The sequence below is a fragment of the Zunongwangia profunda SM-A87 genome, assembly GCF_000023465.1.
GTDB classification, from domain to species: domain Bacteria; phylum Bacteroidota; class Bacteroidia; order Flavobacteriales; family Flavobacteriaceae; genus Zunongwangia; species Zunongwangia profunda.
The window spans coordinates 2,238,209-2,260,298 of record NC_014041.1 but is presented as its reverse complement, the minus strand read 5'-3'; the positions used below and the strand labels follow the sequence as shown (position 1 = coordinate 2,260,298).

The window sequence follows — 22,090 nt, the reverse complement described above, 5'->3', positions numbered from 1 at the left end:
GTTTTCCAGATGGTTTTGATGCACTATATTTACGCTTTAACTTTTAATATAAGAAAATGACATCGCTAAATGCAATTTCTCCGATAGATGGAAGATATCATTCTAAAACAAAGTCTTTATCGGCTTATTTTAGTGAAAAAGCGCTAATAAAATATCGTGTAAAGGTAGAAGTTGAATATTTTATAGCATTATGTAAACTGCCATTACCTCAACTAGAAGAGGTTGAAGAAGCGATTTTTCCTGATCTTCGTGGATTGTACGAAAACTTTACGACCCAGGATGCACAGGCCATTAAAGAGATTGAAAAAACGACCAATCACGACGTCAAAGCAGTAGAATATTTTCTTAAAGAAGAGTTTGAAAAATTAGGCTTAGAAAGATCGAAAGAGTTTATACATTTTGGGCTCACCTCCCAGGATATCAACAATACCGCAGTACCGCTTTCGCTTAAAGATGCTATTGAAGAAGTTTATATTCCTCAATTAGACCATATTTTAAAAAAATTAAAATCTCTTGCTAACGAATGGAAAGACGTACCTATGCTAGCCCGTACACACGGCCAGCCCGCCTCTCCTACCCGTCTTGGTAAAGAGATAGAAGTTTTCGCCATTCGTCTTAAAGAACAAAAAGAACTTTTAGACACCTGTAGTCATGCCGCCAAATTTGGTGGTGCTACCGGAAATTATAATGCGCATTTTGTAGCCTATCCCGAAATTGACTGGAAGAAATTTGGTAGCGGATTTGTAGAAAACACCCTGGGTTTAAAACATTCATTCCCTACCACACAAATAGAGCATTACGACCACATGGCGGCCTTATTTGATGCTTTAAAACGAATTAATACGATCATCCTTGATTTAGATAAAGACATTTGGAGCTATGTTTCTATGGATTATTTTAAGCAACAAATTAAAGCCGGAGAAATTGGAAGTTCTGCTATGCCGCATAAGGTGAATCCTATCGATTTTGAAAACAGCGAAGGAAATTTAGGCATTGCAAACGCTATTTTTGAGCATTTGGCTGCAAAATTACCGGTAAGCCGTCTGCAACGTGACCTAACCGATAGTACGGTTTTAAGAAATATTGGGGTTCCTTTAGGACATACGCTCATTGGATTTCAGTCTACCCTAAAAGGTTTAAATAAATTATTACTGAATCAAGAAAAACTTGACGCAGATCTTGAAGCTAACTGGGCAGTAGTCGCTGAGGCAATCCAAACCATTTTAAGGCGTGAAGGTTTTAAAAATCCTTATGAAACATTAAAGGGACTAACCCGTACTAATGAAAAAATAAATAAGAACAGTATTGCTGATTTTATTGAAACATTAGAAGTGGAAGAGCATATTAAAGAGGAATTAAAGCAAATAACTCCGCAAAACTATACCGGGATATAATCTTATAAATCAAAACTTTTATTAACTATCTAAAGCTAATCAACAGAGAGTACCAAACTTTATCTCTGGTGATTTAAAATAGAGATCACTCCAATTATTTCACATTAAAAAATTATATACTTTTACACTAAACCGTAAAATTAAATTATGAACTCAAACTCTCAAATATCTGAAAACCTAAAAGACCAGGTTATTTACTCTGATGCGCAACTGAAACAGGGACAAACCGCCTATATTAATAAGGTATTTAACTGGATGTGTTTAGCGCTGCTTATCACCGGTGTCACCGCATTTTTTGCTGCTGGCAGCCAGGAATTAATGAATTTAATCTTTTCTAATAAACTCGTTTTTTACGGACTTTTAATCGGTGAAGTTTTATTAGTAGGCTATATTGGTGCTAATATTCAAAAATTATCTACGGCTACAGCTACAGCTTTATTTATTCTATATTCCGTTTTAAACGGTGTGACTTTATCCTTCATTTTATTGGTATTTACCTCGGCTTCTATTGCGACTACATTTTTTGTAACCGCCGGAACTTTTGGAGCGATGAGTGCCTATGGATATTTTACAAAAAGAGACCTTACCAGCATTGGTAATTTGTGTTTTATGGCTTTAATCGGTATTATTATTGCTTCGATAGTTAATATCTTCTTTTTTAACGAAATCCTATATTGGGTAATCACCTATGCTGGGGTATTAATCTTTGTTGGATTAACCGCCTATGATACTCAGAAAATTAAACGAATGTACAGAGCAGGGATGGAAGACTCTGATATTGGTCACAACCTTGCCCTTATGGGTGCTCTTAGGCTATATCTAGACTTTATCAATATGTTCCTTTTCCTCCTTAGAATATTTGGTGATAGGAAATAAGTTTATCCAGACTTCTATTATAAAAGTATAAAACGCTTCAACCTAATCATTGTTGAAGCGTTTTTTATTTTACACTACTATTTCTTATAGCTTCTGACAGCGATTGCTGCCAATGTGGAATCTTGATCTGAAAGATTTTTTTAACCCTAGATTTATCTAATACACTAAATGAAGGACGCTTTGCTGCTGTAGGATACTCTTCAGAGCGTATAGGATTTAAATCACAATCCATGTTTGCCATTTTAAAAATGGCAAATGCAAAATCATACCAGCTGGCAACGCCTTCATTACTATAATGATAAACACCGTAGCTTTTAGATTCTGAAATTATGATTTTTAAAATCAATCCGGCTAAATCCATAGCATAAGTTGGAGTGCCTACCTGATCGTAAACTACCGATAATGCTTCTCTTTCCCTGCCATATTGCAGCATAGATTTTAGAAAATTATTACCGAATTCAGAATACAGCCAGGACGTTCGGATGATAAAAAACTGGGCTAAATTTTGTTGAATCCTACATTCTCCATCAAGCTTTGATTTACCGTAAACTCCAAGAGGATTAGTTTTATCGGCTTCCAGATAAGGTAAAGAATTCTCTCCAGAAAAGACAAAATCTGTAGAAATATGTATGAGCGTAACCTTATATTTTTTACATAGCCTTGCCAAAAGATCAACAGCCAGGTGATTAATTAAATTGGCGACTTCTTTATTAGATTCCGCTTTATCAACCTGGGTATACGCGGCACAATTAATACAATAATCGTAGCCTTGCCCGTTTAATTCTTGTTCTAATGCTTCAAATTTAGTAATATCTAATTCCAAAGAACTTTTAAAAGAAAAATCCAATTCATATACCTTACTTAGCTTATCAATACATCGTGCTAACTGACCTTGTCCTCCGGTAACTAGAATTTTAGGCATATCATTTTACTTGAGCGTATTCGGAAATATAGTCTTTAAAACTCGGCAAAACCAAATCTTTATCTGAAATTATCAATTCATCTTTCGCCAATTGCCAGTCTATCCCAAGGTCTTCATCGTCGTAGATAATTCCTGCTTCTGAAGCTTTATGATAATAATTATCACATTTATAAAAAAACAGACATGTTTCACTTAAAACTACAAATCCATGAGCGCAACCCCTGGGGATAAAGAGTTGTTTTTTATTTTCTTCGGAAAGTAGCGTTCTGTAAACTTCTCCAAATGTCTCACTGTCTTTTCGAAGGTCTATAGCTACATCCAATACCTTACCTTTTAAAACAGAAACCAATTTAGCCTGGGCATGAATCCCCTTCTGAAGATGAAGCCCTCTTAAAACCCCTCTTTCTGAAAAAGACTGGTTATCCTGCACAAACTGAATATTTAATCCTGTTTTTTCCCGAAACCTGGCTGCATTAAAACTTTCATAGAAATAACCACGACTATCATAAATCAACTTTGGGTTGATCTCAAAACAACCATTTATATTTGTTTCAAGTACTTCCATTTAAATGCTTTTTAATAGATTTTGACTGTATCCACTCTTAAGATATGGTGCTATCAGATCTAAAAATTGCTCTTTGCTTATATATCCCATTTTATAAGCTGAAGCCTCTATAGCTCCTATTTTTAATCCCTGTCTTTCTTCGATAACCTGTACAAATTGTGATGCCTGCATCAAAGAATTAAATGTACCCGTATCTAACCATGCGGTACCGGAATCTAAAATACTAACTCTTAATTTACCTTTAGTTAAATAAGATTTATTAATATCTGTAATTTCAAGTTCTCCACGTTCGCTAGGCTTAATGTTTTTAGCAATCTTAATGACTTCATTATCATAAAAATAGATACCGGGAACCGCAAAACTTGATTTTGGATTCTTTGGTTTTTCTTCGATAGAAACTGCTTTTTGATCATCATCAAATTCTACGACACCATATCGCTGGGGATCGTTTACGTGATAAGCATAAATAATCCCCCCATCAGGATCATTATTGGCCTGTAATAAATTTGCCAGTCCTGTACCATAAAAAATGTTATCCCCTAGTATTAATGCCACTTTATCCTGACCTATAAAGTCTTCACCTATAATAAAAGCTTGCGCCAAACCTTCTGGCTTTGGCTGTACTGCATATTCAAAACGACAACCATATTTTTTACCATCACCTAATAACTTTTTAAACAATGGCATATCGTGCGGGGTACTAATAATCAAAATCTCTCTTATACCAGACTCCATTAAAGTCGATAAAGGATAATAAATCATAGGTTTATCATATACAGGCATGAGCTGTTTACTTACCGATATGGTACAGGGATGTAAACGTGTTCCCGATCCTCCTGCTAAAATAATTCCTTTCATACCTTACATTTATCTGATTAGCTAAAATCTAACACGAAATTATATAATTTCGCTTTTATACTTTTTTAAATACCAGTCTACGGTGATTTCTATACCACTTTCAAAATTCTCGTCTGCTTTCCAGCCCAGCTCTTTTTCAATTTTTTTAGCATCGATGGCATATCTAAAGTCATGTCCAGCTCTATCGGTAACATACGAAATTTGGCTTGTATAACTTTCTCCTGAATTCAATGGTACCTTTTTGTCAAGTAGCTTACAAATCTTTTTAGCAATGTAAATATTGGTTCTTTCATTTTTTCCACCAATATTATAAGTATTACCGGAAACTCCTTTGTGAAAAGCCAGTGCTATGCCTTTGCAATGATCTAAAACATAAAGCCAGTCCCTAATATTTTTACCATTGCCATATATAGGAATATTTTCTCCGGCTAAAGCTTTTCTGATAATAACAGGAATCAATTTTTCATCATGTTGCTTAGGACCGTAATTATTGGAGCAATTAGTAGTCACTACATTCATTCCGTAAGTATGATGATAACTTCTTACAATAAAATCTGAAGAGGCCTTAGAAGCGCTATAAGGACTATTAGGAGCGTAAGCCGTAGTTTCCTTAAAAAGTCCTGTTTCTCCAAGTGTACCATAAACTTCATCTGTAGAAACATGATGAAATCTGGAATTTTGATACTGTTCTTTATAAATACCTGGCGAGTCCATCCAGTAATTCTTTGCCACATCCAGAAGATTAAAGGTTCCCATAATATTCGTTTGCATAAAAGCATCAGGACGTGCGATACTGTTATCTACATGAGACTCTGCAGCCAAATGAATAATATCTTTAATGTCATATTTATAAAAAAGACGCTCTATTAATGCTCTATCACAAATATTGCCCTGAATAAACCGGTATCTGGGATGATTAGCAACTTCTTTTACATTATCGGTATTACCGGCATAGGTAAGAGCATCTAAATTGATAATAACGGAATCAGGATTATGATCAAGATAATAGATAATAAAATTTGATCCTATAAAACCTGCTCCGCCGGTAACTAGAATATTCCGCATACTTTTTTGAAAGTAATTTATATTATTGCGAATATACTCGCAATAATTTAAAGCACAAGAAGCGACTAGTGTTTGTATTATAATAGGGCAAATAAAAAACTAAGATCCAAATAAAAGTGTTTTTTTATTCACGACAGAACCTATTAATATAAGTTTAGTCCCTATGCTTACATTCTAAACAGACTATTTAATTGATTTATAAAGTGATTAATGTTTGACAAGCTTCCTATCCAAATAATTTTTTCGTACATCCGTGTTGGATAATCTTTCAATAATAAAAAAGGCGATTTTTATAAAAATAAAAAAAGCTTCAATTAATAATTGAAGCTTTTTTTTTATTCGTGATTATCAAATAATACATTTACTATTTAATTTGATTTTGCCAATTCAACACTAAATGAACTTCCATTAGTGATCAAATCGAAAGAATCCTTATTTCCTGAAACTTTTTTATAAAAAACATAAACTTGCTTGTACTCGCCAAGTGATGCAAATTTATTTATGGAAACAGAACCAACATTAGTATTACTATCTAAATTGATATAAGAAGTTGTCCCAGGAATAATATCTGAGCTGTTCCATCCTGTTGCACAATAGATTTGGAGATCTAAAGATCCACCATTCGATTTTTCTACTGTTACATTATAATTTATTCTATATATACCTGAAATGGTTACCTGTAAATTATTGTTAGAAGTATTCACAGAGTTTTTATAACTATCTGAACCGAATGTTAATGGTTGTGCAGAATTTAAATTATTAATAGTCAATGAATTATTAGAACTACTAAAAATCTCACCAAAAATAGGATTAGAAGAACTTCCTGAAGAAATCACTTTCCAGCTGGCATTACCATTAGCATCCGAAGTTAATACTTTATTAGCTCCTTGGTTTCCATCAACAATTCGTAATGAACCATTAACATGCAGTTTAGCTGTTGGATTACTGGTACCAATACCTATTTTTGATCCGTTCCAGTTTGATGCCGCAGTATTGTTTCCTAAAACTATAGCATAGGCTGTACTGGCAGTTGATTCATAACCAATGGCCGTAGCATTTTGAGCATTTGCTTTGGCATTTGAACCTAAGGCTGTAGCATTTTGTTGGGTCGCCTCACTATTGTAACCAATCGCTGCCGCATATTGGCCGGATACATTTGAAGAATGGCCTATCGCCATACTGTTATTACCTGAAGCTTCAGAATTAACACCAATAGCAAGGGCATTTTGTTGATTTTTAGTTGTGGCGCCCACACCAATGGCCATCCCCTGGTCACTCGACGAACTTGCGTTGGTACCAATGGCAAAGGCCTCATTTGAGGTTGCACTCGCTCCATCCCCTATGGCAAAAGCTACATTTTGGGTAGCTTGAGCATTAGAACCAATGGCAAACGAACTGCTACCACTTGCCGATGCCAACTGTCCAACCGCTACAGATTGATTTGCTGATGCTTTTGCAGAATGTCCAATCGCAGTTGCTTTACTACCAGAGCTATTGGCATTAAATCCAATACCAATGGCTTCATCGCTTGTCGCCAAAGCCCCATTTCCCAGAGAAATAGATCGGCTTCCGGATTTGGCACTTTTCCCAATGGCCACCGGCTTCATCGGCAGTGATGCTTGCAGAATTTCCGATCGCAACTCCTGCCCAGTCTGCTTTGGTGTTAAAACCTAAAGCAATACCTCCATGAGGATCAAACTCAGCGATTTGTTTATCGTCTGCTCTTAAAAATAACGAATGCCAGGTGGTAGTTCCCAAAAACTTAGCATTGGCATTGTTTACATTATCAAAATTATTCCCATCTAAAGACCATCCGGAGCCAGAACCAGAACCATCTTCTAATTCTTTTAAACGCTCATCAATGCCATCCATGACTTCATCTATGTCAGACTGATTTTCTACTTTATCCCATTTTTCATTGTCCCAGATATAAAAGCCCTTTCTTAGATTATTCTGGTCATCATATCTTTCATTATAGACCAGTAAACCCTCTTTAGGATTACTAACAGTATACTTATCGGTTAGGTTTTGTAAATCAACTTTCGGTAATAAAACTCCTTTATTCGTACTTTGAATATGCAAAATAGCCGAAGGATCAGGATTTGCAGTTCCTATACCTACCTGTGCAGATAAATCAAGGATGCCAAAAGAATAGACACAAAGTATTAATAAAAAAGTTAATGCTAAGTCGTTTCTAAGAGGATAATGTTTCTTCATCAAAATTTATATTAAGATAAACTGGACGAAATTAATGTTAATTTTTTTCTTAATAAAAACAAAACGATTATTTACCTAGATATTCGTCTAAAGACACACAAACCTACTGTTCAGTATATTAAGATTTGTGTTTTCTTACATCTGAATGTAGAAAAATACTTACTTTTAGCTACAACTCCCTATCATTAATAATGAAGAATAAAAGTAAATTATTGAAATTCAAGGCAAGGTAAAAACCAAAAATATCTTATAATTGATTAAAACATTAGTCAAATTTTAGTTTATTTTAAAACTGCCCAAACACAATTTTTGTAGATGTTGGGGCAGTATAAAATAAATGTCACTTTTCCAGACCTCTTTGCAAAACCTGTTTAATTCCTTCAAGGTTTTCTGAAAAAGCCATCATTTGCGATAAGACTTGCGCCATTTCGTTTTTATCACCAAAGCCTTTTAGTTTATTATTCTTTAAGAAGGTTTCCTTTATAGCATCCCAACGCAATCTTTCTTCTTCAGAAATATTCCCACGCAATTCTTTAAACTTCAGCAAATTGGCTTCTGCAGCAGCAGTAAGCGTTTGTGATTCATTTTCGTAATGTGATAACAGCAAACTGTTTACTTCTTTTTCATTCATTATCGGTACTACTTTAGAAACCAGTTTATTCATATCCCGATAGGACCCCTGCAACTTAAACGCAGGCTCGGTTCGATATTCATCTTCTGTTCCTGCCGATTTTATATAGGTTTCGTTTACTTTCAAAACCGTATCCCTGATGCTGAGAACTTTTTCCAAAACCGATTTATAATCCTGAATTTCCTGTTGTGTATGGTTGCCTTTTAATTCTCCGGCATCCGAATTATTTTCTACGCGATCAATCAATGTATACACATCATCAAAATTTCTTGACCTTAGTTGGTGCAACACAGGATTTGATGTTAGCGAATTTTCCAACAAGCTTAATTTAAATAAACTTTCTGTATCGCCAATTATATCCCCTAGATTATAGATATCTGCCCGATTAGAAAGCATATCCGGGATTCTAAATTTCTCACCACTTTCAGTATAAGGGTTCCCCGCCATGATGACACAAAATTTCTTACCGCGCAAATCATAAGTTTTTGATTTTCCGTTATAAATTCCTTCTATCTTTCGGGTACCGTCTGCTAAAGAAATGAACTTTTGCAAAAATTCCGGATTACAATGCTGAATATCGTCCAGATATAACATCACATTATTGCCCATTTCAAAAGCTAAATTCAGCTTTTTTAATTCCTGTCGGGAGGCCGAATTGGTCGCCGCTTCTGGATCTACAGAGGTCACCTCATGACCAATTGCCGGGCCATTAATTTTCATAAACACCAAGCCTAAACGATTGGCAATATATTCCATCAGCGTTGTTTTTCCATAACCCGGTGGTGAAATTAATAATAACATTCCCATCCGGTCAGTACGTCGATTCTCCCCTACACTTCCCAATTGCTTCGCCAAGTTTTCGCCAAACAATGGGAAATAAACCTGATCTATTAATTTATTCCGTACAAAAGAGGTCAACACCCTAGGCTTAAATTCGTCTAATTTTAGCTGCTCTTTTAAATCTTCGGTGACCTGATGTCTTGCTTTTCTGAAGGCTTGAAATGCCGGAACGCTATAATTGAAATACAACTGAAGTTTTTGTGTAAACTGATGAAAATTGAACTCAAATTGCCCATTTTTGATATTTTTATGGTCTCCTTTTAGTTCTGAAATAGCCGCAGATGGATCGATATGATTCACTTCCGGATTTTGCTGTGGAAATAAAATACAACAGGTCGCTTCATCAATATAGTTCACTTGATTTTCTAACAATTTCGACTTAGCAAAAGCCTGAAGCCATTGTTTAACCAGTCTTATTTTTGCGGAATACGATTGTAAACTTTCAACACTGTTTTTAAACTGAGATTCAGCTCTTTCTTTTTTGAGCATTTGCTGAAAATCATCGGCAAGTTTTTTTGCTAATCCGCTCACCACAAACTGATCATCACTTTGTAATTCTTCAAAAAGATATTGTGCCACTTCTAAACTTACTTCCGCAGAAAATAAACCTGTATTTTGCCCAAAATCACTAATAACCAGCTCTAATTCCTGAATCAAAAAATCATATTCGCGGGTGTTTGGAAAATATTTTAAGACCTGTCCCGATGCTTTTATCGAGTTATTGTAGCCCTCTTTTACATCATTTTCTAGCTTATTCCAAAAATACCTCGCAAAGGCACGAATTTCAGGTCGCCATCTTAATATCCCTAAATCCTGATGTTTTTGCACCAAAATATGTAGAATTTTAGCCGCATCAAGATCATGAACGCCTTTTATATAACCTTCAGAATAATTACTGCTGCTTTCTTCCTGAATCACCTTCAGCAACTCGTCCTCATTTAACCCCGAAAGTATTTCTGGATTTTGATCTTTATAAATTTTAAAGGCTAAAAATGAAGAACGATAAACCGAATCATTTTCAGAAATAAACTCCTGATTCCAGTATTCTCTACTATTATTTAGAATTTCATTTTTCAGCTCCTGGTAAAAATCAGTTCCGCTTAAATGGTAAAAAAGTTTGTCATCTTTAAAAACAATACTTAAATCCAGTTCCTGGCGGTTTACCCCGAATTTATGATTACCAAGTTTGATAATATTCTCGCCATCTTCGTAAAGATCCTGCTTGTCTTTTAGTTTTCGCAACGCATCTTCCCTACTTGTTTTTAAAGAAGTTTCAATTTCTTCTGCATTACCGCTATCGTCCAGTTCTCGTAACTGCTCCACGATATCGCGAAGTTTGTTAACCATAAGATCTGAAGCGTAATAGCCGTTAATTTCTGAAACCGATTGTAGACTTTCGGCTTTTTTGCCAATGCTTTTTAAAATACGATCTGAAGCAGTTTGCAGTGCAATGGCTTTTTTATTTCGCTTTTCGTTAATAGTGCTTTTTTTACTTTCAAAGGCATTATAAACTTCTTCCCGCTTTTCGATAATTTCAGTAATAAATTCCTCAAAATCGGCAAATTTACCTTCTAATTCTTCCAGTTGAATACTGACTTTTGTTTGAAATTCATCACATTTTTCAGGAGTTGAAGCGATATCCAGATAATTAATAATACTCTGATCTATAAGTTTTAACTGTGCGGCAAAATCGGCTTTAGCTTCTTTGCTCCCAAGCGACTTTTTCTTGTTTTTAATGGCGGCCTTAAGCTGATTTATCGTCGCAAAGATCAAAGAAATATTATCGATGATTTTGGTAGAATGTGACGTATCTTCGATATCCAGATTCGAAACTATATCGATAAGCATTTCCAGATCGATTGCGATCTGATTGACGTCCTCTTCCAGCTTTTTCGCTTCAACAACTTTACTGATCTTATCGAGTTGCTGCTGTTTTTCTTCCACTTTATCATGATATGGCTGTAGCGCTTTATCCTTAAGTAAGAATTCCACACAACGTCTTGAAATTGTAGTGGTTTGCTGGGCAATTTCAGCCTCTAGCGACTTAATAAATGCTTCATTTACATATCTAATTTCGTATAATCCAATCACCTCTCCCCGCAATGCCCTTAGCTGTGAGAGTAATTCTACAAATTCGTTGATATTTTTAAAAGAAGTACTCTTAATTTTACTGAAAAGTTTTTGCGCTTTCTGCTGAATTTCCTGGGTTTGTTTTTCAGCGTTTTTCTTAAGCTGAATCACCTTCTGAAATTCATCAATAGCCGCATTGGCCGCAATATTGATCTCTTTTAACGGCTCGTTTAAAACAGCGGTTTCCTTTTCGTTTAGCCAATAATACGCATCTAAGATATTTTTCGAAGACTTGGCAATATCGGCATACAAACCGTCGTAATTATCTTCTTTACTCAGCAAGGTGATCAGCTCATTCGCTTCAGCCATGGCTTTAACGATATCCTTATTTCCAATTTTATACAGCATAGAATCCTGATGTTCAGATGGCATGATATCACCTTCCAGGTATGGTGTTTGCCAAATCTGGATCATATGATGTTTCGTCTGTTCATCATCAGCTTTAAAATAGCATAATTCGCCATTGGGTAAAATGGTGAAGCCCCCACATACAATAGGTGTTTTTATCTCCTGCTCGATCATATTATAATCCATTAGCAGATAAGTACCCTTAGTGGGCGAATAGAAAACATATAAAAAGTCTTCCCCGTTTGGAGAACTTATGGTTTCCTGATATTTTAGGGCCTGAACTTCATTGGAGAACAGATGAAATTCTCCCGTTTGCAAATAATAGCCATTCGGAAAAATAATACCCTGATCATCTGGCAATAAGACAGCGGTTTCTTTAATGGAATCAATTTTCTGGACCTCCTGCATTTTGTGATTATATACAAAATAGCGGGGCTCTTCCTGAAAAGGTTTGATTTCAAGTGCGATTAAATTTCCAAGATCGGCAAAACGAATTTGACCATCATCCAGGGTTTGATCTTTATACGCTACCGGTTCAGAAAATATGCCCATTCCGTCTTCGGTATTATCTTCGATCTTGATGGTAAGATCGCCACCAATGGTTTCTACAAAAACTTTATCTAAAATCGCTACATGTGAATGCTCCCCGTAACGTTGCATATCCCGGGTAGCTTCCTGCCATTTAAATTGATGTTGCTGCGGATATTTAAATTCATGCTCACTGCGATTATCAATATAAGTGAGCTTATTGTCTTTAATAAGCCACTTAAAGGTCTTAATATCGGTTACGCTTTCACTAAGCTGAAAGACCATATGCAAATAATTGCCGATCCTTGCAAACTTGCTAAAAATGGTATTTCGATAGTATTTATAAAGATTTGAAAAATCTGTTTTAAAGGTTGCATCTTCAAAAAGATTTAAAGCAACCGATTCAAAATGATGATCTTTAAATTCGTAAACACTAAGCACATCAGAAAGGCTAATTTCTGTACGTAATCCAAAATGCACGTTATAGCCAAAAATACAGGTATTTCCCAGCGAAATGATATCCCTGGCCACACAATTATTTTCGGTACTTATTCGATTATTGGCTATTAATTGCGTTTCGAGCGAACCAAAAACCGTTTTTCGGGCTTCATTCAAGGTATTAAGACGTTCCTGTAAATCAGATTTATGAGTGTTAAGACGTTTACGGATAATCTCGTAAGTGCCGCCATCCAGAGCATCTTTTTGTACCGGCTTTTCTTCGTTAGTATTCATTAGGTTTTGTGGTGAGGGTTTGGGTTGAATTTTAGTCGTTCCAGATCTAATCTGAAATTTCATCGTAAAAACAGGATGCACCCCCTGAAACTAGCCCGCCTAAAAGGACGGGCAGCTTCAGGATGACATTCCTATTTCATAATGTATTATTAACTAAACCTTTAAGGTTGAAACTCGCTGATCTGACAATCCTAAACCTTTAGCCAGGTTGAATAAATTGCCTAACATGGTTTGCTCATTTTGGTCGTTGGAGCGACCTTTTAATTCCATGATCAAATTTGCGATCGTCAGGTTTTTGATATCTTCAGAAGAAATTCCGTATTTCTCTGAAAACTCACGCACTTTAGTTAGTAAATTTCCTTTGATATCATCACTCCCTAAAATCGAATCTTTTAAATCCTGAATATTGGTACTGTTTTGTACCAGTCTATCGAATCCTTTACCTCTGGTAATCTGGCCAATGATCTGATCGAAGAACATGGTTTCTCCTCCAACAATATCAATCTTAGCCGCCTTGAGCGCGTCACTAATGACATGTGCCTGAGCATCGGCAATATCTTTTTGGATGTTGATGTGTGCCAGATCTACCTGTAATTCCTTATCCAGTTTCAACTTAAATTCTTCGTGTTCTTTACCAACACCATCAAGTTTCTTCATTGCAGCTGCTTTTTCTTCGATACCTGCAGCGTCAGCAAGCGCTTTTTCCCTAATTACATCGGCGGCAGCTTTACCTTCTTTTCTGCTGGCTTCAGCTTTGGCCTCCATCCCTGCAGCTTCGGCTTTCGCTTTTTTCTCGATAATAAGCGCTTCCATAAGTCCCTGTCTTTCGCTGGCATCAGCTTTCGCATGCATTACTTCAGCTTCAGATAAACCAATGGTGGCTTCCTCTTTCGCTTTAGCTTCAGCAATGGTTTTTCTAGCTTCTGCTTCTTTTTCACTGGCTTCTTTATGCGCCTGAGCTTCGATATTAATTTCTTCGGCTTTTTGCTTGGCTGCTTCTTTTTGTGCTTCAGCAGCTTTAATGGTTTTGATTAATTGCTCCTGAGCGTTGGCTTCAGCAATCGTTACTTTTACTTGCTTTTCACGATCGGCAGTTTTAAAGGCCTGGATATCTTTCATATTCTCCTGCTCTTCTACCACTCCTTTTTCTAACATCACCCTATCCCGAATCACATCCTGAATGTTTTTCTTCTCTACTTCAAGAACTTTTTCTTTCTCAATTTGAGCAAGCGTCACAATACGTTCTCTCTCGGTAGCTTCCAGCATACGATCTTTTTCAACACGTTCACTTTCTACCGCTTCTGTCCGTTCTTTGTTTTTCGCCGCCACGATGATTTGACGGTTCATGTTTTCTTCAGCTACTTTTACTTTTTCTTCCGTAGCAATTCTGGCTGTTTCAGATTTTAAACGCTCTTCTTCCGCAACTTTACTCACTTCAGCATTTTCACGGGCTTTGATGTTTGCGATTTCACGCTTTTGCGCTTCTTCTTTTTCCGCCAATTGCTTATCTAATTCGAGAATAGCTTCACGCGCTTCCACATCCTGCTTTCTGATGGTTTTTTCTTCGTCGCGCTTAATAAGGTTCGCTTTCATATTCTGAACCGCAGTAAGCTCTGTAATCTTTTTAATCCCTTCTGAATCCAGAATATTGTCTGGTTTTAAATGGGAAATTGGTGTTTGCTCTAAAAAGTCGATCGCACAATCTTCCAGCGTATAGCCATTAAGATCTGTACCAATGATATTCACAATCTCATCCCTAAATTCACGCCTTGCTTCGTATAATTCGATAAAATCGAACTTTTTACCTACAGTTTTTAAAGCTTCAGAAAATTTAGCTTCAAAAAGATCTTCTAAAGTTTCGATTCTTGATGCACGGTCTACTCCAATAGTTTGCGCTACTCTCTTGATGAAAGAAATATCATTATTCACCCTTACAAAAAAGGCTACTTTAATATCTGCACGCATATTGTCTTTACAAATAAGGCCTTCGTGCTCCATTCTTTCGATCTGGATTTTCTTTACAGAAATATCCATAACTTCCACCTTGTGGAAAACAGGCACTACATAAAGTCCTTTATCCGTGGCTACCTTTGTACCGCCAAAACCGGTACGAACAATGGCACGGCCCTGCGGAACTTTTTTGTAAAACATCGCAATGATTGCGAAGTAGACTACGATTAGGAATAACAATCCCCCTAATCCAATTCCGATAATTGGTAAAATTTGATTCATTTTTTAATAAGTTAAGTTAGTCGTTATAAGATTGTACTAAGAAATAATTTTTATCAGCTGATTGCTTGATAATTAAAATTTTGTCCTGATAATTGAGTTGATGTCCATCCAGGGATTTTACGTAAATCGAATGCGAATCGCCATTAGCATAAATCTCGGCATTTCCCATTTTATCTCCTGAAATGGTGGAAAGTAACACCCCCTGCCGGCCAATATAATCGATTGCCTTATCACCATCTTTATTCAGATTTTTAAAGAAACCTTTAAATGGTGTGGTAAAGATCTTGGTTACAAATAAAGAGGTAAAAAAACCGGCAATCATAATCGCAAAACCTAAAAAATGATCATACGTATAGGTTAAGGCGGTTGTTAGTGCCGTGGTAAACCACCAGATGAACACAAAACAGGTAAAGGTGAACATAAACGGAAGGCCAACGAAATTGAAATAAATCAAAAGAATTTGCCACCATTTTAGCGGTTGAATTCGTCTGCCTACCACATCCTCTTTATTCAGTTCGGCATTTGACAAATCCTGGAATTCCATATTCGCACCATCAGTTGCCAGATCGGCATCGACATCTACATCGGCATCGATATCAATATCCATGTCGTACTCAAAGTCGATACCGCTGATCATGGTGAGCAACCAATAAATGATTAATAGAATACAGAGAATGCTTAAGGTAATATTTACCTCAGAAAATAATATGTCTGTTAAACTGGTCAATTTCGTTATTTTTTATCATCATTTAAACCCAACTGGTCTTTAAGCTTGCTAAGGTCGTCTTCGGCTTTAGCTTCTGTAGTACTCGCAGCTTTTTCAAGCTCATCATCAATAGATTTCGAGGCGCCGGCAATATCGCCATAAGCTTCTGCCAGTGCTTCTTCCTGGGCTACTTTTTCTTTCATACGCTCCAGCATAGAAACGGTGCTGCTACTATCTATTTCAGCCATTTGCTTATTAAGGCTCTTAGTGGCATTACTCACTTTTACGCGTGCCTTAAGGGTTCTAAGTTCGTTTTCCCAGTTACTGATATTCGATTTGATGGTTTGAATATTTCGTTCTAACTGTGCTACATTTTCATTGAACTTTTTCGCTTCTTCTTCAGATCGTTCTACATGCTTTTGGGCCTCTTCTTTCTTAACCAAAGCTTCGCGAGCCAAACGATCTGATTCGGTTTTATCCATATCGCCACTTTGTCCTTTTTTAAGGATCAAAATCGCTTTATTATGATAATCCTCTTTTTTATCCAGGTATTCTTCCTGGTCGTTTTTAGCTCTAATCGCTAAGGCTTTTACCTGAGCCAAAGCCTCCAGGTTTTTCTCTAAATCTAATTTAAGGTCCCTAATTCCCTGTTCGGTTAATTTAATGGGATCTTCCATTTTATCGATTGCTGAATTAGCTTCAGCTTCTCCTATCTTAAATAATCGTTTAAAAATGTTCATAACGTTAAGGTTTAATATTTTGAAAATTCTATAATTTTATCTGAATATTCACTCATCAATAAACTAAGTGAGTTTAACGATCCTTCTAACTCATTAAGATCTAAGTTCTCTATTTGAAGGGTATCCCTAAAGATCACTGTTTTGCCAGAATCGTCCAGTACAAAGGCGCCATGAATGATATCTCTGTTTTTTTGCAGCAGACTTCGATAAATTTTTTCTGACTGATTATTAATCCTGAATAAGAACTGCTCCATAATTAAAATAGGCGGTGCCACTCCCAGGATAAGGTTTTTAATTGCAAAATTTTCTTTGCGAATCATTAATATTCCCTCGGCTTCGTTCTCAAAATCAATATTGAAGTTCAGCTCTAAAAGAAAATTTTTTGTGATCTGAAAATGATTTTTCATTTAGACAGTATTTTTTGATTGGTGTTAATTTTATGGTATAATAATACAAAAATCTATTTTGTTTTTAAGGTATTATTAACACAATCACCGTAGTAATTATTGCTGTAATCATTGGTTGTTTAGGTTAAAGTTTAAATTTCTAAGTCAAGCTAATTTTTTTAGCACATTACTGATTTGACTAGTCAAATCGATAAATAACCAAATAAATTAGTAATTATCAAATCTATTAGCTAATATTGTTAGATAAAGATACTACAAAAAATCAATATTGCAAATAATTTTAGCAAAACATGTCTCATTTCGGTAAAAATATTAGGAAGATAAGAAACGTCAAAAAATTAAGTCAGCAGGCATTTGCCGAATTATTCGAGCTAAAACGTGGTACACTAGGAGCTTACGAGGAAGAAAGAAGTGAACCGCGCATTGAAACCATTATTAAAATCGCTAACCATTTTAGCATAACCATCGATGATCTATTAACTCAAGAGCTAACGGTTAATAAACTATTGAAGTTTAAAGACGACCTGGCACTACAGGGAAGCTTTCATAAAGAAAAGTTTGCTGAAATTCCCTGTATCACTCCAAAAACCGAAGCCGATTACATATTATATTATGATAAACCTCATTTTATAGAAGACCTTCCTAAACTCCATTTACCGGTAGATCCTGATAAAGAATATAGAGCCTATTTAATTTCTAATCTGGAAATGACAAATAACGATAAGGCGTATTGTCCAAAAGACGTCGTTATAGGAGAGAAAGTTGATCCTAATGATTTTACCAAAATCGATACGAGCAGCCTGGTAATTGCACTGGTACATGGTAAAGTACTTTTTAGGAAATTTTACTATTCATCTTCAAAAATTATACTTAGAGCAAACAATACTAATATTGAAGATATCGAGATAGAATCTGGTGAAATTAAGGAAATGTGGCACGTTTGCTATACGTTTTTTAGAAGGCTTCCTGAAAATAATACTGTTGAAATTGAGCAAAAATTAAATTTTCTGGAACAGGAATTTATGAAATTAAGGGAAAAGTTTTAAAAACTCAAAACAAATCATTTCAGTCAAATCTCCAAATTATGAAATTCACTATTTTTTTACTCGCTTTTTTAGCTATTTCATATAGTGCTTTGTCTCAAAATAAATCGTTTAGTTATGCTGTGGTCCACAAAGGCGATAAAATTGGAAAGTTAGAAGCAATTAAAAAAGTAAACGGTGGAATTACCGAATATCAAACTGAAACCAATATCCAAACCCGAATTTTGGCCAAAATAGAAGTCAATTATAATTTCAGGGTCGTTTTTAATGGACATGAGCTTAAAAATACTGAAGCTCAAATTTTCTTAAACAGAAAAAACCGTACCAGTACTAAAACTATAAAGACAAATGAACATAACTATAAATTTTATGATTCTGGCAAGCTTGAAAAAACCATAAACTCACCTATTTCCTATACCTGTATCCAGTTAATGTTTGAGGAGCCTACCAACGTAAAGAAAGCCTATAGCGAAGAAACCGGCGAATTTCAGTCATTACGAAAAATAGGTATGCATTCTTATGCTAAAGAAAACGAGAAAGGAAGAGAAAGCTTTTATCATTATAAAAACGGAATATTACAGACTGCAAAAATTGATGCTGGAATTATTGAATTTGAGTTGCAATTACAACCACTATAAATTTTCAAGCATTTCTAAAAGTTTCGTGCAGGTTTTCCAATTTCGGGTGGTACATTCAATCTTCAGTATTTTTTCAGCAACACTGTTATTTATATTTGATTTACTATAACGCTCGGTCGCACAACAAATATACATACAGCTATTTCCTACTGTAAACGCATCGGGCGAGGCATCAAAAGTTTCTAATTTCTGTCGGTTTTCTAAAATAGGATCGGTTTTAAAAAAGCAACAGTGTAAACGCTTAATTTCCTCTTCAGCATAAGGATTGCTATCGATGATTGAACTTAAATTTTCTTTAGAAAGTACGATAGTACTTACCTCAAATCCATAATGATCTGCAATTTTCTGCTGAATAAGATTTTCCAAAACATCGGTATTTTCTTCGGAAGCTTTAAATACAATATTACCACTTTGGATATAAGTATTAACTTCCCCGATATACGAAATTTCACATAGCATCTTCCGAAGATCCGCCATCATTATTTTTTTATGGCCTCCCACATTTATTCCTTTTAAGATGGCAATATAGGTTTTCATAAAATTTAGATTAATTAACACCAAAAGCTAAATCCAGGTGAATTTATAAATAATTAAGAGCCTGGCCATAAAACATCACCTACTTTTGCTAAATTAATTATCATATTCCTATGGAAAAAATTAATGACCCTAAAAAAATTGCTCAGGCACTGCAAGAGCTTTTAGAAAAAAATCATGACGCAGGAGAGGTGTTTAAAAACGGACTTGAAGATACTGAAAGTGATCTTTTAAAGAACTTCCTGCTTACCCAGGCGCAACAACGAGCTAGATTTACAAAAGAACTGGAAAGAGAAATCTACCAGATAGACGAGGTACCCCACAATGCAGGAACCTTTCAGGGAAGTTTGCAACGTACCTGGATGGATCTAAAAACAATTTTTAGTGATAATGGCGATGAAGTAATTTTGGAAGAATGTCTAGAGGGTGAAAAAGAAAGTGCTGAAGAGTATGAGAGGGCAATAAGAAAATATAACTTTAGTGACGATATTCTAAGAGTCTTAAATGGCCAATTAGATGAAATTAAACATACCCTAAAAGCCGTATCTTCATTAAAAGATCTGGAGACCTATTAGTCTCCAGATCCAGTTTTTTTATCTTTTTATAGGCACCATATAAACCGGTACTTCTGTTTTTTCTAAAACTTTTGAAGCCACCGTACCTACCAGTACTTTTTCTAAAGTAGAATGACTATGCGTTCCCATAACAATTAAATCTGCACCCCATTCTTTTGCATATTTAAGTATGCCACGATGGGTTTCCCCTATTTCTAAAGCCGTAGAAACTTTATCATCATTAAATTGCTTCTTCGCACTCTTAAGGTATTCCTGCGCCATTTCCTGTAATTGTGCAGTTACATTTAAATCAACCCCCATATTCTCGTAGCCAGGATAACCAAGAAATTCTGAATAATTGACGCCATAATGAGAGACCTCGGCCAATACATGCAGTAAACAAACCTCTGCATTCATACTTTTAGCCAGCTCATAACCGGCACTAGCTACCACCTCTGAATTTGGGTGATAATCGATGGCAATTAATACTTTTTTCATAATATAAATATTTGGTTAGGGAGCAACGCGCTCTTCTTTTAAATAAGCCCCGGTAGCTACCGAGGGATAAAATACAGAATAAGATTCAATTTTATCATTTATCTTTTTATTAATCATGGTGCGATTAAGTTCAGAGAGTCTCTCACATCCTGCCGCGGCAAAAAGTTCCAGAAAATCATCTAAAGTTTGCTGCTGATAATTTTTAACTCTTTTCCATTTATCCGCTACTACCAAACCATTCATAAGCCTCCTATCATTTGTAGCCACACCGGTAGGACATTTATTGGTATCACAGCGTAGCGCTTGTATGCAACCAAGCGCTAACATCATCCCACGTGCAGAATTACAGATATCTGCGCCAATACATAAGGCCTTAAAAATATCAAATGCTGTAAAAATTTTTGTTGCTGTTACGACTTTAATATCTTTCTTTAAGTCGAAACCATTTAAAGCGTCTACCACAAAAATTAAAGCTTTTTCCCAAGGCATCCCTACGTAATTAGAAAAATCTATTGGTGCAGCACCTGTTCCGCCTTCGGCGCCATCAACCGTAATAAAATCTGGTTTAATTCCGGTTTCCACCATTTTTTCACAAATCTCAAGAAATTCATCTTTAGAGCCAATGCTTAGCTTAAATCCAACCGGTTTACCGTTGGATAGTGCTCTTAGCTGTTCAACAAAGCCTAATAATCCTTCTGCATTATTAAATGCCGTATGCCCCGGGGGAGAAAGGACATCGGTATGCGGTTCTACCCCCCTAATTTTGGCTATTTCATTATTATTTTTTGAAGCCGGTAAAACGCCACCATGACCGGGTTTGGCGCCTTGAGAAATTTTAATTTCTATCATCTTTACTTCCGGCCAATTAGCTTTTTCTTTAAATTGCTCAGGATCAAAATTTCCTTCTTCTGTTCGGCAACCAAAATATCCGGTACCAATTTCCCAAACAAGATCTCCGCCCAATCGGTGGTAATCTGAAATTCCTCCTTCCCCGGTATCATGAAAAAAGTTTCCTTCCTTTGCGCCTTTATTTAAGGCTTCAATAGCATTTTTGCTCAGTGCCCCAAAACTCATTGCTGAAATATTAAATAATGAGGCGGAGTAAGTCTGTTCGCAATCAGGTCCTCCTATATTTACGCGTGGATATTCTTTTTGAACTTTTGTAGGGTAAATACTATGTCGCATCCATTTAAAATTCTCTTCTTCCACATTTAACTGTGTACCGAAAGGGTGCGTTTCTTTTTGAAGTTTGGCACGCTGATAAATATAAGATCGGTGATTACGATCTATAGGTTTACCATCAGTGTCATTTTCGATAAAATATTGATGGATTTCAGGACTTATAAGTTCTAGCATATATCGCATATGCCCCAACAGTGGGAAGTTTCGTAAAATGGTATGCTCTTTTTGAAAAATATCATAGAGCCCTATGGCAAAAAGTACAATCCCGAAAATAGAAAAGCCCCAAACAGGCCAAACGATAGTAAAAATAATTAACCCAACGATTAAGGATACAATTAGAGTAAAGCGAATAGCTTCTCTCATGTCTAGTAAGTTTTTAACATTAGTATGAAATCACTTTATAAAGCTAATTAGCATTTAACTTTTTCTATGCTAAATTCATGTTATAAT

Annotated in this window: 19 protein-coding genes; 5 read left to right on the top strand and 14 right to left on the bottom strand. The window is 35.7% G+C overall.

The window, feature by feature from the left end; genetic code table 11:
- The first annotated feature begins 56 nt into the window (after positions 1–56).
- Positions 57–1,394: an adenylosuccinate lyase gene (gene purB, locus ZPR_RS09990; protein ID WP_013071532.1), complete on the top strand. Its 1,338-nt coding sequence runs from the start codon at positions 57–59 to the stop codon at positions 1,392–1,394.
- Positions 1,395–1,541: 147 nt separating this feature from the next.
- On the top strand, positions 1,542–2,270 hold the full coding sequence (locus ZPR_RS09985; RefSeq protein ID WP_013071531.1) for a Bax inhibitor-1/YccA family protein: 729 nt from the start codon (positions 1,542–1,544) through the stop codon (positions 2,268–2,270).
- 64 nt (positions 2,271–2,334) lie between these two features.
- Here ZPR_RS09985 and rfbD read toward each other — a convergent pair whose 3' ends face one another.
- The 11 genes from rfbD to ZPR_RS09930 form a co-directional block, all read right to left on the bottom strand.
- The gene (gene rfbD / locus ZPR_RS09980) at positions 2,335–3,192 is read right to left on the bottom strand and encodes a dTDP-4-dehydrorhamnose reductase (protein ID WP_013071530.1); all 858 of its coding nucleotides are present in this window, start codon (positions 3,190–3,192) and stop codon (positions 2,335–2,337) included.
- 1 nt (position 3,193) lies between these two features.
- Positions 3,194–3,757, bottom strand: coding sequence for a dTDP-4-dehydrorhamnose 3,5-epimerase (gene rfbC, locus ZPR_RS09975; RefSeq protein WP_013071529.1), 564 nt, complete (start codon positions 3,755–3,757; stop codon positions 3,194–3,196).
- Positions 3,758–4,615, bottom strand: a complete 858-nt coding sequence (gene rfbA, locus ZPR_RS09970; protein WP_013071528.1) for a glucose-1-phosphate thymidylyltransferase RfbA — start codon at positions 4,613–4,615, stop codon at positions 3,758–3,760.
- Between the two features lie 39 nt (positions 4,616–4,654).
- The gene (gene rfbB / locus ZPR_RS09965) at positions 4,655–5,680 is read right to left on the bottom strand and encodes a dTDP-glucose 4,6-dehydratase (protein ID WP_013071527.1); all 1,026 of its coding nucleotides are present in this window, start codon (positions 5,678–5,680) and stop codon (positions 4,655–4,657) included.
- 368 nt (positions 5,681–6,048) lie between these two features.
- On the bottom strand, positions 6,049–7,287 hold the full coding sequence (locus ZPR_RS09960) for a hypothetical protein (RefSeq protein ID WP_083759757.1): 1,239 nt from the start codon (positions 7,285–7,287) through the stop codon (positions 6,049–6,051).
- A complete protein-coding gene (locus ZPR_RS09955) occupies positions 7,202–7,897 on the bottom strand; it encodes a hypothetical protein (RefSeq protein WP_013071525.1) in 696 nt (231 codons plus the stop codon). Before ZPR_RS09955 ends, ZPR_RS09960 begins: the two co-directional genes overlap by 86 nt.
- Before the next feature lie 340 nt (positions 7,898–8,237).
- On the bottom strand, positions 8,238–13,106 hold the full coding sequence (locus ZPR_RS09950) for a DNA repair ATPase (protein WP_041579943.1): 4,869 nt from the start codon (positions 13,104–13,106) through the stop codon (positions 8,238–8,240).
- A gap of 153 nt (positions 13,107–13,259) precedes the next feature.
- Positions 13,260–15,338: an SPFH domain-containing protein gene (locus ZPR_RS09945; protein ID WP_013071523.1), complete on the bottom strand. Its 2,079-nt coding sequence runs from the start codon at positions 15,336–15,338 to the stop codon at positions 13,260–13,262.
- Positions 15,339–15,354: 16 nt separating this feature from the next.
- Positions 15,355–16,065 carry a hypothetical protein gene (locus ZPR_RS09940; protein ID WP_041578828.1) on the bottom strand — a complete coding sequence of 237 codons (711 nt, stop codon included), beginning with the start codon at positions 16,063–16,065 and terminating at the stop codon, positions 15,355–15,357.
- 5 nt (positions 16,066–16,070) lie between these two features.
- Entirely contained in the window at positions 16,071–16,784 is a 714-nt protein-coding gene (locus tag ZPR_RS09935; protein ID WP_013071521.1) for a PspA/IM30 family protein, read from the bottom strand.
- Positions 16,785–16,795: 11 nt separating this feature from the next.
- Positions 16,796–17,191, bottom strand: coding sequence for a YbjN domain-containing protein (locus ZPR_RS09930; RefSeq protein WP_013071520.1), 396 nt, complete (start codon positions 17,189–17,191; stop codon positions 16,796–16,798).
- 290 nt (positions 17,192–17,481) lie between these two features.
- Here ZPR_RS09930 and ZPR_RS09925 point away from each other — a divergent pair, with 290 nt between their 5' ends.
- Both ZPR_RS09925 and ZPR_RS09920 read left to right on the top strand, forming a co-directional pair.
- The gene (locus ZPR_RS09925) at positions 17,482–18,237 is read left to right on the top strand and encodes a helix-turn-helix domain-containing protein (RefSeq protein ID WP_013071519.1); all 756 of its coding nucleotides are present in this window, start codon (positions 17,482–17,484) and stop codon (positions 18,235–18,237) included.
- Between the two features lie 38 nt (positions 18,238–18,275).
- On the top strand, positions 18,276–18,872 hold the full coding sequence (locus tag ZPR_RS09920) for a DUF6134 family protein (protein ID WP_013071518.1): 597 nt from the start codon (positions 18,276–18,278) through the stop codon (positions 18,870–18,872).
- Here the strand turns inward: ZPR_RS09920 and ZPR_RS09915 are convergent.
- Positions 18,867–19,409 carry a DUF1697 domain-containing protein gene (locus tag ZPR_RS09915; RefSeq protein WP_013071517.1) on the bottom strand — a complete coding sequence of 181 codons (543 nt, stop codon included), beginning with the start codon at positions 19,407–19,409 and terminating at the stop codon, positions 18,867–18,869. The genes ZPR_RS09920 and ZPR_RS09915 overlap by 6 nt on opposite strands.
- A gap of 110 nt (positions 19,410–19,519) precedes the next feature.
- Here ZPR_RS09915 and ZPR_RS09910 point away from each other — a divergent pair, with 110 nt between their 5' ends.
- A complete protein-coding gene (locus ZPR_RS09910) occupies positions 19,520–19,981 on the top strand; it encodes a ferritin-like domain-containing protein (RefSeq protein ID WP_013071516.1) in 462 nt (153 codons plus the stop codon).
- An 18-nt stretch (positions 19,982–19,999) separates the two neighbouring features.
- Here ZPR_RS09910 and ZPR_RS09905 read toward each other — a convergent pair whose 3' ends face one another.
- Positions 20,000–20,458, bottom strand: a complete 459-nt coding sequence (locus tag ZPR_RS09905; RefSeq protein WP_013071515.1) for a universal stress protein — start codon at positions 20,456–20,458, stop codon at positions 20,000–20,002.
- A 15-nt stretch (positions 20,459–20,473) separates the two neighbouring features.
- Positions 20,474–22,003, bottom strand: coding sequence for an FMN-binding glutamate synthase family protein (locus ZPR_RS09900; RefSeq protein WP_013071514.1), 1,530 nt, complete (start codon positions 22,001–22,003; stop codon positions 20,474–20,476).
- Between the last annotated feature and the right edge of the window lie 87 nt (positions 22,004–22,090).

Coding starts and splice junctions, on each gene's coding strand:
- purB (WP_013071532.1), top strand. CDS start 57: ATGACATCGCTAAATGCAATTTCTCCGATAGATGGAAGATATCATTCT.
- ZPR_RS09985 (WP_013071531.1), top strand. CDS start 1,542: ATGAACTCAAACTCTCAAATATCTGAAAACCTAAAAGACCAGGTTATT.
- rfbD (WP_013071530.1), bottom strand. CDS start 3,192: ATGCCTAAAATTCTAGTTACCGGAGGACAAGGTCAGTTAGCACGATGT.
- rfbC (WP_013071529.1), bottom strand. CDS start 3,757: ATGGAAGTACTTGAAACAAATATAAATGGTTGTTTTGAGATCAACCCA.
- rfbA (WP_013071528.1), bottom strand. CDS start 4,615: ATGAAAGGAATTATTTTAGCAGGAGGATCGGGAACACGTTTACATCCC.
- rfbB (WP_013071527.1), bottom strand. CDS start 5,680: ATGCGGAATATTCTAGTTACCGGCGGAGCAGGTTTTATAGGATCAAAT.
- ZPR_RS09960 (WP_083759757.1), bottom strand. CDS start 7,287: ATGAAGCCGGTGGCCATTGGGAAAAGTGCCAAATCCGGAAGCCGATCT.
- ZPR_RS09955 (WP_013071525.1), bottom strand. CDS start 7,897: ATGAAGAAACATTATCCTCTTAGAAACGACTTAGCATTAACTTTTTTA.
- ZPR_RS09950 (WP_041579943.1), bottom strand. CDS start 13,106: ATGAATACTAACGAAGAAAAGCCGGTACAAAAAGATGCTCTGGATGGC.
- ZPR_RS09945 (WP_013071523.1), bottom strand. CDS start 15,338: ATGAATCAAATTTTACCAATTATCGGAATTGGATTAGGGGGATTGTTA.
- ZPR_RS09935 (WP_013071521.1), bottom strand. CDS start 16,784: ATGAACATTTTTAAACGATTATTTAAGATAGGAGAAGCTGAAGCTAAT.
- ZPR_RS09930 (WP_013071520.1), bottom strand. CDS start 17,191: ATGAAAAATCATTTTCAGATCACAAAAAATTTTCTTTTAGAGCTGAAC.
- ZPR_RS09925 (WP_013071519.1), top strand. CDS start 17,482: ATGTCTCATTTCGGTAAAAATATTAGGAAGATAAGAAACGTCAAAAAA.
- ZPR_RS09920 (WP_013071518.1), top strand. CDS start 18,276: ATGAAATTCACTATTTTTTTACTCGCTTTTTTAGCTATTTCATATAGT.
- ZPR_RS09915 (WP_013071517.1), bottom strand. CDS start 19,409: ATGAAAACCTATATTGCCATCTTAAAAGGAATAAATGTGGGAGGCCAT.
- ZPR_RS09910 (WP_013071516.1), top strand. CDS start 19,520: ATGGAAAAAATTAATGACCCTAAAAAAATTGCTCAGGCACTGCAAGAG.
- ZPR_RS09905 (WP_013071515.1), bottom strand. CDS start 20,458: ATGAAAAAAGTATTAATTGCCATCGATTATCACCCAAATTCAGAGGTG.
- ZPR_RS09900 (WP_013071514.1), bottom strand. CDS start 22,003: ATGAGAGAAGCTATTCGCTTTACTCTAATTGTATCCTTAATCGTTGGG.